Below are 15,207 nucleotides of genomic sequence, written 5' to 3'. Positions count from 1 at the left end.
GTCCGCCGCAACGCTGCCGCACCGCCGTCCGCCGCAGCACCGCCGCACCGCCGTCCGCCGCAACGCTGCCGCCGCTCGTTGCGAGCCGCCCGGCCGCCGCGCGGGTGAACCGGACGCCCCGTCCCCCGGACGGGCGCCCGCAGCACGGCGACCGATGGTAGGCATGGGCCGCATGGAGTGGTTCGCCGACTGGTTCGCCGCACCCGAGTACGGGCCGAGCCGGGTCCTCGTGCAACGGCTGCTGGCCGCCGTCTACCTGACCGGATTCGTGGCCGCCGCCGCGCAGTTCCGGGCCCTGATCGGCGCCGAGGGCATGCTTCCGGTGCCCGCCTTCACCGCCCGGGTACCGTTCCGCCGCGCGCCGAGCCTCTTCCACCTCCACTACAGCGACCGCTTCTTCGCCGCCGTCGCCGGCACGGGCGCCGTGCTCTCGGCGGGCCTGGTCGCCGGACTGGGCGACGCCGTCCCGCTCTGGGCGTCGATGCTGCTGTGGGCGGTGCTCTGGCTGCTCTACCTGTCGATCGTCAACGTCGGCCAGACCTGGTACTCCTTCGGCTGGGAGTCCCTGCTGCTGGAGGCCGGCTTCCTCGCCGTCTTCCTGGGCAACCAGGACGTCGCCCCGCCGCTCCCGGTGCTCTGGCTGCTGCGCTGGCTGGCGTTCCGGGTCGAGTTCGGCGCCGGGCTGATCAAACTGCGCGGCGACAGCTGCTGGCGCGACCTGACCTGTCTGCGCTACCACCACGAGACCCAGCCGATGCCGGGACCGCTCAGCTGGTTCTTCCACCACCTGCCCGGGCCGCTGCACCGGGCCGAGGTCGCCGCCAACCACGTCACCCAGCTCCTGGTACCGGTCGGCCTGCTCCTCCCGCAGCCGGTCGCCGGCTACGCGGCCGTGATCGTCGTGGTGACCCAGCTCTGGCTGGTGGCCTCGGGCAACTTCGCCTGGCTGAACTGGCTCACCATCACCCTCGCCCTCGCCGCCGTGGACCCCGCCCGCTTCGGGCTGTCCTTCCGGACTCGCTCCTACGGCGGTACCCCCGGCTGGTTCGAGGGCCTGGTGATCGCGCTGACCGTCGCCGTCGCGGTGCTCAGCTACTGGCCGGTCCGGAACATGGTCTCCCGTGAACAGGTGATGAACCGATCCTTCAACCGGCTTCATCTGGTCAACACCTACGGCGCCTTCGGCAGCGTCAACCGGATCCGCCTGGAGGTGGTGGTCGAGGGCACCGACGAGGCCGCCGTCACCGGGCGGACGGTCTGGCGCGAGTACGGCTTCAAGGGCAAGCCCGGCGACGTGCGCCGCCTGCCGCGCCAGTACGCCCCCTACCATCTGCGGCTGGACTGGCTGATGTGGTTCGCCGCCATCTCGCCCGCGTACGCCCGGCCCTGGTTCCTGCCGTTCGTCGCCCGATTGCTGACGAACGACCCGGCCACGCTGCGGCTCCTGCGTCACAATCCGTTCCCGGACGCCCCGCCGACCCACGTCCGGGCGACGCTCCACCGCTACCGCTTCACCGACTGGCACGAACTGCGGTCCACCGGCGCGTGGTGGCACCGGACCGCGCTGCACGAGTACCTCGCGCCGGTCAGCCTTGACACCCTCACTCGTTCCGGTCACCGGCCGCCGCTCGGCCGCCGGAGCCGTTCGGTACCCCTGGACGGTCTGCGACGGCGGTCCGGTCACCCGCCCGGCCCCGCACCGCACCACCCGCCCGGCCCTCCCGAGTAGCGGCCGGGCGGGCGGTGTGGCACGCCACACCGGCCCGTCGGACGGTGGGTGCGTGCAAGGCTCGAACGGGCACCCGTATTCTTGGCCTCCACAACCGGCGGCCCGAACGCGCGCCCCCAGCCCCTCCCGCCGGGGCCTCCGTGCGCACCCGGTCCGCCGCCCCCTCGCCGCCCGCCCCGCCGCAGTCGCCCAGAACCGGACCTCACATGACAGTGCTTCACTCGCGCAACGCCGACGCCACAGACGCCAAGGCCGCCGCAGACGCCAAGGACGCCACGGACCCGGATCAGAACCGCGGCCAGGCGGCCACGGTGGAGACCGGCCTCCGGGACGAGCTCGGCCGCTACGCCGAGCTCGGTGCCTTCACCCTCACCGCCGGGACCCACGCGTGGTACGCCGCCGTCGACACCGTCGCCACCCCCGAGGACGCCCGCGCCGCCTCCACCGCACTCGCCGAACTCCGTGGCAGCGACCTCCAGCAGACCTGGGAGGCCGTCACCGCCCTGGCCGCCGACGCCAGGATCGAGGTGCCCGGCAGCGTCGCCGTCGCGGCGCTGTTCGCCGAGACGCTCCAGCGTGTCCACCAGACCTCCGCGACCCTGATCGGCGCCGCGTACGACGCCGACCTGGACGCGCTCGTCGCCGCCACGGCCGACCGCGCCTGGCGTCGCGAGAACGGCGTCAAGCTGTCGTTCCTGCGCGTGCGCGGGCTGCGCAAGCAGGCCGCCGCGCTGGTCGCCGGCGGCCGCAAGGTCCGCCCCGAGGAGCTGCACGAGGCGCTCGCCTCGGCCAAGATCGAACGTCGGGCCTGGGCCGTCCTCGCCCCCTCGGGCGCGCTGCCCGTCCCGCCGGCCGACGGCCCGCTGGCGGAGCGGACCGCGGCGGCCTTCGAAGCGATCGGTACCGCGCTGCGCGACCTGGGCCGGCTGCTGCCCGAGCACGACCTGGAAGCACAGCCGTTCCCCGAGCTCATCGACCTGGTGGAGCGTCTGGCGGCGGACGAGGGCACGCTCTACCGCCTCCCCACCATCCGCTCCCTGCGGACCTCGCTCGAAGAGGCCGGTCTGGCCGACCTGCTCGCCGAGCTCGCCGCCGCCGGCGCCGACCGCCGCGCTGCCGAGGCCGCCTACGGCGCCCGCCAGGCCCTGGCCGGTGGTCAGCGCGACGGCCTGACGGTGACGGAGGCGACGCCCGTCGAGGAGCTCGCCGCCGAGGAGCCGGTCGCCGAGGAGGCGGGCGCCGCCGAGGCGCTCGTTGAGGAGACGGTCGTCGAAGAGGCGGTTGTCGAAGAGGCGGCCGTTGAAGAGGCGGCTGTCGAGACCGAGGCCGAGCCGGTGGCGGCCGACAGCTCGACCGAGGCGGAGGCCGAGCCGGTCGTGGCCGAGGCGGCGACCGGAGCGGACGAGCCCACGGCCGAGGAGCCCGTCGAGGCCCGGCCGCTCGTCGTCTCGCTCCCGGCGCCCTCGCCCGCGGCGGACGACCTGGTGGACGCGGCTCCGGCCGTCCCGGCGCAGGCCGAGGCCGAGCCGGAGGTCGAGGTTGCCGAGGTCGTTGAGCCCGAGACCGAGGTTGTGCCCGAGGCCGAGGCCGTTGCGCCGGAGGTTGTCGAGCCCGAGGCGGCTCCGGCCGAGTCCGTAGCCGAGGCTGCGCAGGTTGCCGAGGTCGTGGAGCCGACTGCCGAGGTCGAGCCGGAGGTCACCGAGTCGACTGCCGAGGTTACCGAGGTCGAGGTTGCCGAGCTGGTCGCCGAGGTCGTCGTGGTCGTGGAGACCGAGACCGAAGCCGTGTCGGTTGCCGAGGTTGTGCCCGCGGTTGAGGCCGAGGCCGTTGCGCCGGAGGTCGTCGAGCCCGAGGCGGCTCCGGCCGAGTCCGTAGCCGAGGCTGCCGAGGTCGTCGTGGAGACCGAGCCCGAGACCGAAGCCGTGCCGGCTGCCCAGGGTGTGCCCGCCGTCGAGGCCGAGGCCGAGGCCGTCGAGCCGGAGGCTGCGGAGGTCGAAGCGGTTGTGGAGCCGGTTGCCGAGGTCACCGAGGTCGGGTTCGCCGAGGCGGAGCCGGCCGTCAAGCCCGAGCCCGCCCCCAGGACGCCCAAGGTGGCCAAGGCCCCCAAGGCCGCCCCCGCCGCCGGGCCCGGGAAGCCGGACTTCACGCCGGGGCGTCCGGTGACCGCCTACTCGGCCGACGAGCTGCTCGCCGTCGTGCGCTGGTTGGACGGTGACGGTGTCGACCGCAGCGACGAGGAGCTGCTGCGGGCGGCGATGAAGGAGCTGGGCTTCGGCCGCCTCGGCCCGCGCATCAAGGAGGCGCTGGGCGCCGCCGTGACGGCCGCGCGCGGCTGACCCGAAGCGACGCCGAAGGGTCCGGTGCGGGAGGTACGCCTCCCGCACCGGGCCCTTCGCCGTGGTCAGCTCCGTGATCAGCCGGCCTTGTTCCAGGGGGCGCCGGCCATCAGCGCCTTGACGTTGGCGACGTAGCCCGGGTTCGGGATGGCCACGCTCCCGCCGGTCGCGCCCGTGACGGGGTCGGTGACGGTGTTGTAGTGCACGTTGCCCGCACCCGCGTTGTAGGCGGCGATCACCAGGTCGAGCAGCGGTGTCCGGCCGGTGGCCGGGTCGGGGGAGAGGTCGTACTTCCCGCCGAAGGAGGAGTCGCCGTAGTAGGCGACCAGCCAGTCGAGCAGCTGGGTGCCGAGCTGGACGTTGCCGGCCAGCGTCTTCGGGTCGGAGGTGGTGCCGAACTTGCTGTTCATCCAGCTGACGGTGGCGGGCATGATCTGCATGGTGCCGATGCCGCCGTCGCAGGCGAGGATGCCGGACTGCCAGCCGCTCTCCTGCCAGGCGATCGCCTTGACCAGGTTGGCCGGCAGCGCCGGGAGCCGGTCCGTGCCGCCGTTGCTGAGGAACAGCGTCCGGGACTGCCCGGCGGCCGAGCCGAGCGCCGCCGCGACGGCCTCCTTCGGCTCGTCGGGCTGGGGCTTGGTCGGGGTGCAGCCGCTCTGCAGCGGCGGGACGTGCGGGGTGGCGGGCGCGGGCGGCGGCGGGGGTGCGACCGGGCCGGGCTTCGCGGTCGGTGCGGGCGCCGCGGCGACGGCGGCCGGGGCCGGGGCCGCCTGGGCCGCCGGGGGCGCGCTGGTGGCCTTGGCGGCCGGGTCCGCGGGCTTGGTGGTGCCGGGCCTGGCCGTGCTCGCCGACGCGGTCGGGCTCGGCTTGGCCGACTTGCCCGCCGTCGCACTCGGCGAGGCGCTGGGGCCGGGCGAGGTGCTCGTGCCGGGCGAAGGGCTCGCCGTCGCCGGGGCGTCGGCCGTCGGGGTCCCGGAGGGCGAGACCCCGGCGGTGGCGGCCACCGCCGGGCCCGCCGCGGCGTCGGTGCTGCCGTCCGCCTTCTTGCTGCCGCAGCCCGTCAGCAGCGCCGTCGACACGGCCGCCGCCGACACGAGAACCAGCGCCTGCCGTGAAGCACGCACCTTCATGGATTTCCGCCCCCCGTTTTCGCCGGCCGTCCCGGCGAGAGGCGGTCATCCTACGACGGTGTGATCGTCCTACCGACTCGGGCCCCGGAGCGACGTTCGGTACGCGGCTCCGGCGTCCCGGCGGCCGCGTGGCGGTCCGGCTCGGGGTGGCCCGGTCAGTCCGGCGCCGCTCCCGGCCGGGCGCGGGCCAGCTGCGCGCCGAGTACCCGGGGCGCCTGCGCCAACGACGGTCCGTACCATGTCAGATGGCGTCCGCTGAGCAGGGCCGCCGGGATGCCGGGGAACGCCTCGGGGCCGTCCTCGGCGGTGAAGCGGTACGGCTCGTCCGGGAGGACGACCACCTCGGGCCCGCTCGCGAGGAGTTCGGGCAGGGGGACGGCGGGGTAGCGGTCCGGGTGGCCGGCGTGCAGCGTCACCTGGACGCCGAGGCGCCGGAGCAGGTCGCCGGCGAAGGTGTCGCGGCCGAGCACCATCCAGGGGCGACGCCAGACCGGGACGACGGCCCGCCGGAGCACCGATCCGGGCGGGGTGGACGCCGCCCAGGCGGCCTCGGCGGCGTCCAGCCAGGCGGGGCGGGGGAGTCCGCAGCCGAGGGTGAGCAGGCGGTGGAGAGAGTCGAAGGCCTGCTCCAGGGTGCGGATGTCGGTGACCCAGACGGCCAGGCCGGCGGCGCGCAGCGCGTCGAGGTCGGGGCGGCGGTTCTCCTCGTCGTTGGCGAGGACGAGGTCCGGCGCGAGGGCCGCGATCCGGCGGACGTCGGGGTTCTTGGTGCCGCCGATCCTGGCCACGGCGAGGTCGGCGGGGTGGCTGCACCAGTCGGTGGCGCCGACCAGCAGGCCGGGAGCGGTGGCGGCGACGGCCTCGGTCAGCGAGGGGACCAGCGACACGATCCGCCGGACCGGGCCGGGCCCGGACGGCACCCGCAGCCCGAGGTCGTCCACCCGGACCGGCGGCCCGCCGACGGTCACCCCGCCGGGCCCGCCCGGCCGGGACCCCGCTCGCGGACCGGACCCTGACGACGGGTCGGACGGCGGCCCGGGCGGCTCGGGCGGCTCGGGCGGCTGGGCGAGGTGGGAGGCCATGCGGCAAACCCTAGGCCGAACGGGCCCGTCCGGCGGGGGAAAGTCGTGGGAACCGGGCGGGTGCGGCGGCCGACTACCTGGTCCGGGCTCCCAGGAAGGGCCCGAGCACGATCATTGACCAGGAGAGTTCCATGCGCCCTCGCGTGTTCTGCGGCATCGCGGCCGCCATCGCCCTGTTCGCCACGGCCTGCGGGAGCGGCGGTGGGGGGAGCAGCGCCGGCGGTGACGGGACCGGTGGGGTGGGGCAGTCCGCCGCTTCCGGGTTCCCGGTGAGGGTGGCGGACTGCCAGGGCAAGGAGACCATCGTCCAGCAGGCCCCGAAGCGGATCGTCACCAGCAATGCCGCCGCCCTGGAGATGCTGCTCCAGCTCGGCGCGGGCGACCGGGTCGTCGGCACCGGGTTCCCGCCGGGCAAGGGCAGTCTGCCGGCGGCGCTGGCCGAGCAGGGCGCGAGGGTGCCCGTCCTGGGCGCCAAGGTGATCGCCAAGGAGAAGCTGCTCGGCTCGGGCGCCGACCTCTACGTGGACACCTTCGGCTCGATGCCGATGATGGGCGGGGCGGGCGCGGTGCCGAGCGAGCAGGAGTTCGCGGCCGCGGGGATCCAGCACGTCATGCTGCTCTCCACCGCCTGCGCCGGTACGCCGAAGGCCGCCCCCGCGCCGCGCACCGACCTCTCCCAGGTGGAGGAGGACATCCGCCGGCTCGGCGCGGTGACCGGTACGGCGGCCAGGGCCGAGGAACTGGTCACCGGGATGGAGCGGCAGATCGCCGAGGTCCGCACCGCGACCGCCGCGGTGCCCGCCGACCAGTGGCCGAGCTACTTCCTGTTCGACTTCGACGCCGGGACCAAGCAGCCGATATCGGTCTGCGGCCGGCAGGTCGCCAACGCGGTCATCACCCTGGCGGGCGCCCGCAACGTGTTCGCCGACTGCGACGCCGACTTCAAGCCGGCGTCCTGGGAGGACGTGGTCGCCAAGAACCCGGACTGGATCCAGCTCGCCGTGCGCAACCGGGGCACCGAGGAGGAGAACCGCAAGGCGTTCGAGGACGCCGAGGCCTTCCTGCGCGGCTTCCCCGCGACCCAGGGCCTGAAGGCCGTCCAGGAGGGCCACTTCCTGCGGATCGGCTCCGAGGTCACCACCATCGCCGGGGTGCGCAACGCCGACACGGTGCGGCAGATCGCCGCCACCGTGTACCCGGCGCTCGTCGAGAAGGGCCGGTAGGCCGGTGGCATCGGCCGCCGTCACCGCCAGGCGGAGCCGGACGGGGACGCTGCGCGCCGGGCCGCTGGCCGTCGTGCTCGCCCTCGCCCTGGTCGCCGCGCTGACCGCCGCCGTCTCGCTCGGCTCGGTGGACATCGCCCCGGGCGAGGTCTGGTCGGTGGTCGCCCACCGGCTCACCGGCCGCGCTCCCGAGCCCGGCACCCGGGACCTCATCGTCTGGCAACTGCGCGTCCCGCGCGCCCTGCTGGCGGCGATGGTCGGGGCCGGGCTCGGCCTGGTCGGCACCGCCGTCCAGGCACTGGTCCGCAACCCGCTCGCCGACCCCTACCTGCTCGGGATCTCCTCCGGAGCCTCGCTCGGCGCGGTCGCGGTGATCGTCCTCGGCGGCGGCCTCGGCCTGGAGCTGGCCTTCGGCAGCGCGGTCGGACTGACCATCTCGCTGGCCGCCTTCCTCGGCGCGCTGGCGGCGTTCTCCCTGGTCTGGCTGCTGGCCCGGCGCGGCGGCGGGTTCTCGCCGCTGCGGCTCGTGCTGGCCGGCATCGGCATCGGCCAGTTCCTCGCCGGCTTCACCAGCTACCTCGTCCTGCAGACCAGCGACGAACAGCAGACCAGGGGCGTGCTGTTCTGGCTGATGGGCAGCCTCAGCGGCGCGGTCTGGGGTCAACTGGCCGTCCCCGCCGTCGCCGTGGCCCTCGGGCTGGCGCTGCTCCAGGCCCGCGCGCGGAGCCTGAACGCGCTGCTGATGGGCGACGAGACGGCGGCCGGGCTCGGGGTGGACGTCACCCGGCTGCGCCGCGAGATCTTCGTCGTCACCAGCGTCCTGACCGGGGTGCTGGTCGCCGTCTCGGGCGCGATCGGCTTCGTCGGGCTGATGGTGCCGCACGTCTGCCGGCTGCTGGTCGGCGGCGACCACCGCCGGCTGCTGCCGCTGTCCGCGCTCACCGGGGCGGTGCTGCTGGTGGTGGTCGACACCCTCGCCCGGACCGCCCTGGACACCCAGGAGCTGCCCATCGGGGTGGTCACCGCGCTGCTCGGCGCGCCCACCCTGCTCTTCCTGCTGGACCGACGACTGGAGCGGAATTGAGGATCGCGGTCGAGGATCTGAGTGTCACCCTGTCCGGGCGGACGGTGGTGGCCGGCGTCCACCTGGTCGCCGAGGAGGGGGAGATCGCCGGGCTGGTCGGCCCGAACGGCAGCGGCAAGTCCAGCCTGCTGCGCACCGTCTACCGGCATCTGCGGCCGAGTGCCGGGCGGGTTCTGCTGGCCGGCCGGGAGCTGGCCGGGCTGACCGCGGCGCAGTCCGCGCGGCACATCGCCGCGCTGCCCCAGGAGCGCGGCGGGGACTTCGAGTTGACCGTCCGCGAGGTGGTGGCGATGGGCCGCACCCCGTACAAGCGGGCCTTCGCGGCGGACGACGCGGAGGACCACCGGCTGGTCGCGGACGCCCTGGAGCGGGTCGAGATGGCCGGCGCGGCGGACCGCCGGTTCGCCCAGCTGTCCGGCGGTGAACGCCAGCGCGTGCTGCTGGCCAGGGCGCTGGCCCAGCAGCCGGACGTCCTGGTGCTGGACGAGCCGACCAACCACCTGGACGTCCGGCACCAGGTCGAGCTGCTCGGGCTGATGCGCGAACAGCGCCGCACCACGCTGATCGCGCTGCACGACCTCAACGCGGCGGCCTCGGTCTGCGACCGCCTGCACGTTCTGCACGAGGGCGCCCTGGTGGCGTCCGGGCCGCCGCGCGAGGTGCTGACCGCCGAGCTGTTGGCCAAGGTTTTCGGGGTGCGGGCGGCGGTGGTCGAACACCCGCTCACGGGTGATCCGTTGATCGCGTTCGACCACCGCACGCCCGCCTCGACGGCGGGATCGCCGAAGCGTCAGGAGGTCTCGTAGTGGCTCGGGCGGCCGTCGCGCTCCACCAGCCGGCCGATCCGCCCGGCCTCCTCGCTGCGTAGCAACTCCCAGCGCCCGTCCGGGCGGTGGAGCACGGCGGAGTGCCACGGCGTCATCCAGACGTCGGCGGCCTCCAGCAGCCGGATGCCGAACTTCGCCACGCCGACCCGCTGGGGGTGGATGGAGAGCCGGAAGGACCGGGGGTGCTGCTCGGCGATCAGGTCGCCCCAGGCGCGGCTGCGCTGGATGACGCCGTACGCGCGCTGCCGGCAGTCGCGCTGCAGGGCGGACCTGGTGCCGGTGAAGCCGGCGGTGTCCTCGGTGAGGAACCGGGTGATGCCGCGGTAGAGGCGCAGGGTCTCCTCGTCGGTGAGCACCTGCTCGCGCAACTCCTCCTTGCTGGGCGCGTACTGGGCGTGCACCCGGGCCCGCTTCTCGTCGAACGGCAGGTCGCCGAGGACGGCCCGCAGGTCGAAGGTGGCGAGGTGGCTCAGGCCCTCCCGCGCGATCATCGCGGAGAGCGCATCGGAGTACTCGTCGATGTGGTCGTCGGGGACGTGGATGAGGTCGCCGAAGATGTGGCCGTCGGAGCAGATGAGGATCTGTGCGCCGGGCTCGTAGAGCGTGCCGATCTCCTCGCAGAGCCGGTCGAGGAAGGTGAGCGAGAGGCGTTCGCCCTCGTCGGGCAGGTGGCCGAGGACCTTGGCGGAGTTGGGCGACTTGCAGGGGAAGCCGGGCAGGGTGAACACGATCGGGTCACCGGCGGCGACGAAGTCGGCCAACTGCTCCAGCTGGAGCGGGAAGTCGGCGGTCGTGGCGTCGACCTCGGGGTCGGAGGCCCGGCGGTGCGGGAGCAGCAGCTCCAGGATCGCGGCGCAGATCCGCGGCACGGACTCCGGCGCCGGGGCGCCGGGGCGGCGGGCGGCGCCGGGCGGGGCGGCGCCCGGCCGGGGCTCGGCGGTTCGGTGGTCGGTGGGCCCGTGTTCGGCGGGTCGGGCGGTGGTACCGGCCGCGGTGGTGGCCGGGGAACGGGTGTCGGTCGGGGAGTCGGTCGCGACGCCGGTAGGTGGCATGGTGGTCCTCCACGGGACGAACGGTGTGCGGGCTTCGGGGCAGGCGGGAGCCACGCCCGGCGGTGGCCGCCGGGACGACGGGAGGGAGTGCGGGGGCTTCGGGGCGGTCAGACCCGCCGGTCGTAGGCGACCGGGAGGCGGTTCACGCCCCGGGCGAGCACGGCGGGCACCCAGGTGAGCGCGTCGATTCCCGCGCCGTCCTCGGTGGACGGCCGCAGTCCGGGCAGCCGGGTGAGCAGGGTGGCGAGGGCGATCTGGAGTTCGAGCCGGGCCAGGGCCGCGCCGGGGCAGTAGTGGATGCCGTGGCCGAAGGCCAGGTGGGCGTTGGGGGTGCGGTCGAAGTCGAGGACGTCGGCCTCGGGGAACTGCTCGTCGTCGCGGTTGGCGGCGCAGAGCGAGACGATCACGGAGTCGCCGGCGGGGACGGTCGTGCCGTACAGGTCGCTGTCCTCGGCGAAGAAGCGCCAGGTGGTGAGCTCGAACGCGGCGTCGTGGCGCAGCAGTTCCTCCACCGCGCGGGTGAGCAGGCCCGGGTCGGCGGCGATACCTTCGCGCAGCCGGGCGAGCTGCTCGGGGTGGCGCAGCAGGGTGATCAGCATGGTGGTGATCTGGTTGGTGACGGGCTCCTGGCCGGCCACCAGCAGCTGGAACACGATCGAGTCGCGCTCCTCGGGGGTCAACTCGCCCGCGTCGCAGGCGGCGACGAGCCGGCCGAGCAGGTCCGTGTCGGGCCCGGCGGGGTCGTGGTGGGCGCGCTTGTGGGCCACCACGTCGGCGATGTACCCCTGGAGGCCGCGCAGCCGGCCCTCGTAGGCCGGCCGGCCCGGGTCCTGCGGGCCGACCGGCTGGACGACCTTGCCCCAGTCCCGGTCGAAGCGGGCGGCCAACTCCGGCGGGAGTCCGATGACTTCGGCGAGCACCCGGAAGGGGTAGTGGGCCGCGAAGCCGGCCACCAGGTCGGCGCCGCCGGTCCCGGGCAGCTCGTCGACCAGGGCGTCGGCGAGCTCCTGGACGCGCGGCCGCAGGGACTCCACCCGGCGCGGCGCGAAGGCGTCCAGGACGAGCCGGCGCATCTGCGTGTGCTTCGGCGGGTCCTGGTGCAGCAGGTGGACCTGGAGCTGGGAGTGCTGCGGCTCGGGCATGATCGAGGCGAGCCGGCGCCAGCCCTCGTTGCCCAGGGCGTGGTTCTTGCCGAGCCGCGGGTCGTTGAGGGTCTCGTGGGCGGCCCGGTAGCCGGTCACCAGCCAGGCGGCGATCCCGCTGGGGAACCGGACCCGGTGGACCGGCCCGGCCTCCCGCATCCGCCGGTAGAGCGGATAGGGGTCGCTCTTGTACGCGGGCCCGTACAGCGGTACCGGGTCCGGGAGTTCGTCGTAACCGAACGGGCAGCGCGGGGTGTCCGCCGGGCCGGCGGCGGTCGGGTCGTGGACGGTGTCGGTCATGCGGGGTCCTCCGGTCGGGATCGGTGGTGCGCGCGAGGGCGCTTCGTCAGGCTCTGGAGCGCGTCGTGCTGTCGGCGCCGCTCGCCCCGTCGGTGCTCCCGGCCTGCTCGGGGAGCGGGGGGAGCGCGGCGCGGGCGGCGCGGTGGTGCAGGGCGAGGAGGGCCACGGCCGTGGTGGCGGCCAGCGTGGCGAGGACGAGTCCGGCGCGGCCGGCCGTGGGGCCGCTGCCGCCGACCAGGGCGGCGGAGGTGCCGAGGGCCGGGCCGAGGGCGAACCCGAGGCTGCGGGAGAGCTGGACGACGGAGCCGGCGGTGGCCAGTTGCCCGGTGCGGGCGGCGCTCATCACCAGGGCCTGCACCGGGCCGCCGTTGAGGCCCATGCCGGCCCCGGCGAGCGCGAGCCGCCAGGAGATGTCGGCCGGCGTCCAGCCGGAGTCCAGCGGGACGAGCAGCAGCAGACCGGTGGCGGTGACGACGGCGCCGGTCAGCGCGGTGGGCCGGGCGCCCCAGCGGTCGGCCAGCCGCCCGCCGAAGCGGCCGGCCAGGACCATGCCCAGCGGGAACGCCAGCATGGTCAGGGCGGTGGTGGTGGCGCTGATCCCGTCGTCCCGGCGCAGGTGCTGGGCGAGCAGGTAGTGGGTGGCGGCGAAGCCGGCGGCCAGGGCCAGCACCGAGCCGTTCACGCCGGCGGTGCCGGAGGCGCGCAGCACGGCGGTGACCGGCCGCCCCCCGGGCCGGCGCAGCCAGAGCGCCACCAGCGGGGCGGCGGGCAGGGCGAGCAGCAGCAGGCCGGGCCGGTCGGGGGCGAGGGTGAGCCCGAGCATGACGGCGGCCACGGCCGAGCCGATCAGCGCGGCGTCGCCGAGGGAGCCCCGGTCGGGCAGGCGCAGCCGGCCGCCCCGCGGGGCGTGCCGGTAGGCGATCGCCAGGGCGACCAGACAGACCGGCAGCTTGACCAGGAAGATGGCCCGCCAGCCGACGTGGTCGAGCAGCAGGCCGCCGAGCACCGGCCCGGTGACGGCGCCGAGCGGGCCGAGGGTGGCGGGGACGCTCATCGCCCGGCCGCGCAGCTGGGGCCGGACGGCGGTGGCGGCCAGCACCGGCATCAGCACGAACAGCACCGCGCCGAAGGCGCCCTGGGCGAGCCGCGCCGCGATCAGCCAGCCCGCCCACGGGGCGACGGCGGCGAGCACGCTGCAGAGCGCGAAGCAGCTGACGGCCAGCAGCAGGGCGGACCGGGCGCCGACCTGGCCGAGCCAGCGCCCGGCCGGCAGCAGCAGCGCCACCAGCGGGAGCTGGTAGCCGAGGACGGCCCACTGGGCGGTGGTCGACGAGACGTGCAGTCCGGCGGCTATGTCGGTGAGCGCCAGGTTGACGACGTTCATGTCGAGCATCGCCACGAACGAGAGCAGCCCGGCCGCCACGACCAGGATCCACCGGTCCGGCGGCTCTGCCGGACCGTCACCCGGTCCGCCGGTGGCCGGCGCCTGTCGCGCTGCCATGGGTCCTCCTCCGCTTGCCGTGCCGTGCGACACCGCCTCGTCGGCGGCGTCCGGTACAGCAGTCGGGGGCGGGGGAGCTCCGGTTCCGAACACCTGAGGGAATTTCCCGGTTGGCCGGAATGTGGCGACCGGATGGCTGGTCTAGACCATTAGTGATCTAGGAAGCCCCTGGTTCAGCGCCTGTCCAGCCCTGGTTGGGCCCCGGTTCTCCCGGCACGATCGACCCCGTCGGCCCGTTGCCGGTCCGGCAGGGACGCGAGTCGGTCGGACGGCGGCACGGGGGTCGCTCCGATGGCGGCACGGGGAAATAGCCCGGTCCGTTCCGGGGTTGCAGCCAGGCACGACGCATGATCGCGGCAGCACCGGAAGGATCATCATGAAGATCGGCATCATCGGCGCGGGCAACATCGGCGGCAACCTCACCCGTCGGCTCACCGCCCTCGGGCACGAGGTGTCCGTGGCCAACTCGCGCGGCCCGCAGACCCTGGCCGCGCTGGCGGAGGAGACCGGCGCCACGCCGGTCGCCGCGACGGAGGCGGCGCGCGGCGCCGAGATCGTGGTGGTGACGGTGCCGCTGAAGAACGTGCCGGACCTGCCGTCCGGCCTGTTCGACGGCGCGGCCGAGGGCTTCGTCGTGATCGACACCGGCAACTACTACCCGCAGCAGCGGGACGGCCGGATCGCGGCCATCGAGGAGGGGCAGACCGAGAGCCGGTGGACGGAGGGCCACCTCGGGCACCCGGTGGTGAAGGCCTTCAACGGCACCTACGCCGAGGACCTGCTGGAGCGGCCGCGCCCGCAGGGCGACCCGGACCGGCTGGCGCTCCCGGTGGCCGGTGACGACGAGGCCGCCAAGCGCGTCGTCCGGGCCCTGATCGACGAGCTGGGCTTCGACAGCGTGGACGCGGGCGGTCTGGACGACTCCTGGCGCCAGCAGCCCGACACCCCCGTCTACGGTCTGCGGGCCGGCGTGGACGCGGTCGTCAAGGCGCTGGCCGAGGCCTCGCCCGAGCGCCCCGCCGCCTTCCGCGCCCAGGCCTGACGCGCCAGGCCCGACGCTCCAGCCCCGACGCTCCGGCCCCGGGCCCGGTCGGCGCGCCCGCCCGGTCCTTTCCCCGATGAGGGAGGAACCGGGCCCGGACGCGCCGACCGGGCCGGTGGCGCGGCGTCAGCAGGCGGCGGCCAGCGGGGTGGCCGGCCCCGGAGACGCCGGGTCGCCGGCCTCGGCCGCCCGCAGGCGGGCGATCAGTTCCTCGCGGGCCCGGGCGACCCGGGAGCGGACGGTGCCGACCGGGCAGCCGGCCACCGCGGCGGCCTCGGCGTAGCTGAGGCCGACCACCTGGGTGAGCACGAAGGCCTCCCGGCGCTGCGCGGGCACCCGGTCGAGCAGGTCGCCGAGCGCGACGCCGTCCTCGAACCCGGCGGCGGGCGGGGCGCTCTGCCGTTCGGCGGCCTCCTCCCAGTCCGGCAGGGCGGCGCAGCGCGGGCGGGCGGCGGCGGTGCGGTAGCGGTCGATGACGGTCCGCCGGGCGATCGACAGCAGCCAGGTGCGGGCGGAGGAGCGGCCGGCGAAACCGGGCAGGCTCCGCAGCGCGCGCAGGAAGGTCTCCTGGGCGAGGTCGTCGGCGGACTGCACGTCGGTCAGATGGGCGACGAACCGCCACACGTCCCGCTGGGTGGCCATGACGAAGGCCTCGACGTCGGCCGGCCGGCCCGCGCGGGCGGCGAGGGCCAGCGCGGTCAGCTGCTCGTCATCCATGCCGGACCCCCACCCGGTCGGTCCGGCCCGGGGCCCGGTGCG

12 protein-coding genes are annotated in these 15,207 nt (G+C 75.3%); 6 read left to right on the top strand and 6 right to left on the bottom strand.

Annotation, left to right across the window (positions count from 1 at the left end; all coding sequences use genetic code 11):
• The first annotated feature begins 163 nt into the window (after positions 1-163).
• Positions 164-1,729, top strand: coding sequence for a lipase maturation factor family protein (locus tag ABZ495_RS10895; RefSeq protein ID WP_359805460.1), 1,566 nt, complete (start codon positions 164-166; stop codon positions 1,727-1,729).
• A 206-nt stretch (positions 1,730-1,935) separates the two neighbouring features.
• A complete protein-coding gene (locus ABZ495_RS10890) occupies positions 1,936-4,065 on the top strand; it encodes a hypothetical protein (RefSeq protein WP_359835367.1) in 2,130 nt (709 codons plus the stop codon).
• A gap of 77 nt (positions 4,066-4,142) precedes the next feature.
• Here ABZ495_RS10890 and ABZ495_RS10885 read toward each other — a convergent pair whose 3' ends face one another.
• Complete coding sequence (locus ABZ495_RS10885) at positions 4,143-5,189, bottom strand: transglycosylase SLT domain-containing protein (RefSeq protein WP_359835366.1); 1,047 nt, start codon at positions 5,187-5,189, stop codon at positions 4,143-4,145.
• Between the two features lie 161 nt (positions 5,190-5,350).
• Positions 5,351-6,115, bottom strand: coding sequence for a helical backbone metal receptor (locus tag ABZ495_RS10880; protein ID WP_359835469.1), 765 nt, complete (start codon positions 6,113-6,115; stop codon positions 5,351-5,353).
• A 293-nt stretch (positions 6,116-6,408) separates the two neighbouring features.
• On the opposite strand from ABZ495_RS10880, the gene ABZ495_RS10875 reads away from it, so the two are divergent.
• The 3 genes from ABZ495_RS10875 to ABZ495_RS10865 are packed head-to-tail and all read left to right on the top strand — an operon-like array spanning position 6,409 to position 9,390.
• Complete coding sequence (locus ABZ495_RS10875; RefSeq protein ID WP_359835364.1) at positions 6,409-7,500, top strand: ABC transporter substrate-binding protein; 1,092 nt, start codon at positions 6,409-6,411, stop codon at positions 7,498-7,500.
• Between the two features lie 4 nt (positions 7,501-7,504).
• Positions 7,505-8,584 (top strand): iron ABC transporter permease, encoded by a 1,080-nt coding sequence (locus ABZ495_RS10870; RefSeq protein ID WP_359804187.1) that lies wholly within the window; start codon positions 7,505-7,507, stop codon positions 8,582-8,584.
• Complete coding sequence (locus tag ABZ495_RS10865; RefSeq protein ID WP_359835362.1) at positions 8,581-9,390, top strand: ABC transporter ATP-binding protein; 810 nt, start codon at positions 8,581-8,583, stop codon at positions 9,388-9,390. The genes ABZ495_RS10870 and ABZ495_RS10865 overlap by 4 nt, the downstream gene beginning before the upstream one ends.
• Here the strand turns inward: ABZ495_RS10865 and ABZ495_RS10860 are convergent.
• From ABZ495_RS10860 to ABZ495_RS10850, 3 genes are all read right to left on the bottom strand, one after another.
• On the bottom strand, positions 9,375-10,463 hold the full coding sequence (locus ABZ495_RS10860) for an isocyanide synthase family protein (RefSeq protein WP_359804189.1): 1,089 nt from the start codon (positions 10,461-10,463) through the stop codon (positions 9,375-9,377). The genes ABZ495_RS10865 and ABZ495_RS10860 overlap by 16 nt on opposite strands.
• Before the next feature lie 107 nt (positions 10,464-10,570).
• The gene (locus tag ABZ495_RS10855) at positions 10,571-11,905 is read right to left on the bottom strand and encodes a cytochrome P450 (protein ID WP_359804190.1); all 1,335 of its coding nucleotides are present in this window, start codon (positions 11,903-11,905) and stop codon (positions 10,571-10,573) included.
• A 46-nt stretch (positions 11,906-11,951) separates the two neighbouring features.
• On the bottom strand, positions 11,952-13,406 hold the full coding sequence (locus ABZ495_RS10850) for an MFS transporter (protein ID WP_359804191.1): 1,455 nt from the start codon (positions 13,404-13,406) through the stop codon (positions 11,952-11,954).
• Positions 13,407-13,782: 376 nt separating this feature from the next.
• Between ABZ495_RS10850 and ABZ495_RS10845 the strand changes: the two genes are divergently transcribed.
• Entirely contained in the window at positions 13,783-14,448 is a 666-nt protein-coding gene (locus ABZ495_RS10845; RefSeq protein ID WP_359804192.1) for an NAD(P)-binding domain-containing protein, read from the top strand.
• A gap of 126 nt (positions 14,449-14,574) precedes the next feature.
• On the opposite strand, the gene ABZ495_RS10840 is transcribed toward ABZ495_RS10845, so the two are convergent.
• A complete protein-coding gene (locus tag ABZ495_RS10840) occupies positions 14,575-15,165 on the bottom strand; it encodes a sigma-70 family RNA polymerase sigma factor (RefSeq protein ID WP_329490429.1) in 591 nt (196 codons plus the stop codon).
• Positions 15,166-15,207: the final 42 nt, after the last annotated feature.

It is taken from the genome of Kitasatospora sp. NPDC005748 (assembly GCF_040630735.1).
In the GTDB taxonomy this organism is placed as follows: domain Bacteria; phylum Actinomycetota; class Actinomycetes; order Streptomycetales; family Streptomycetaceae; genus Kitasatospora.
This window is presented reverse-complemented; position numbering and strand designations above follow the sequence as displayed.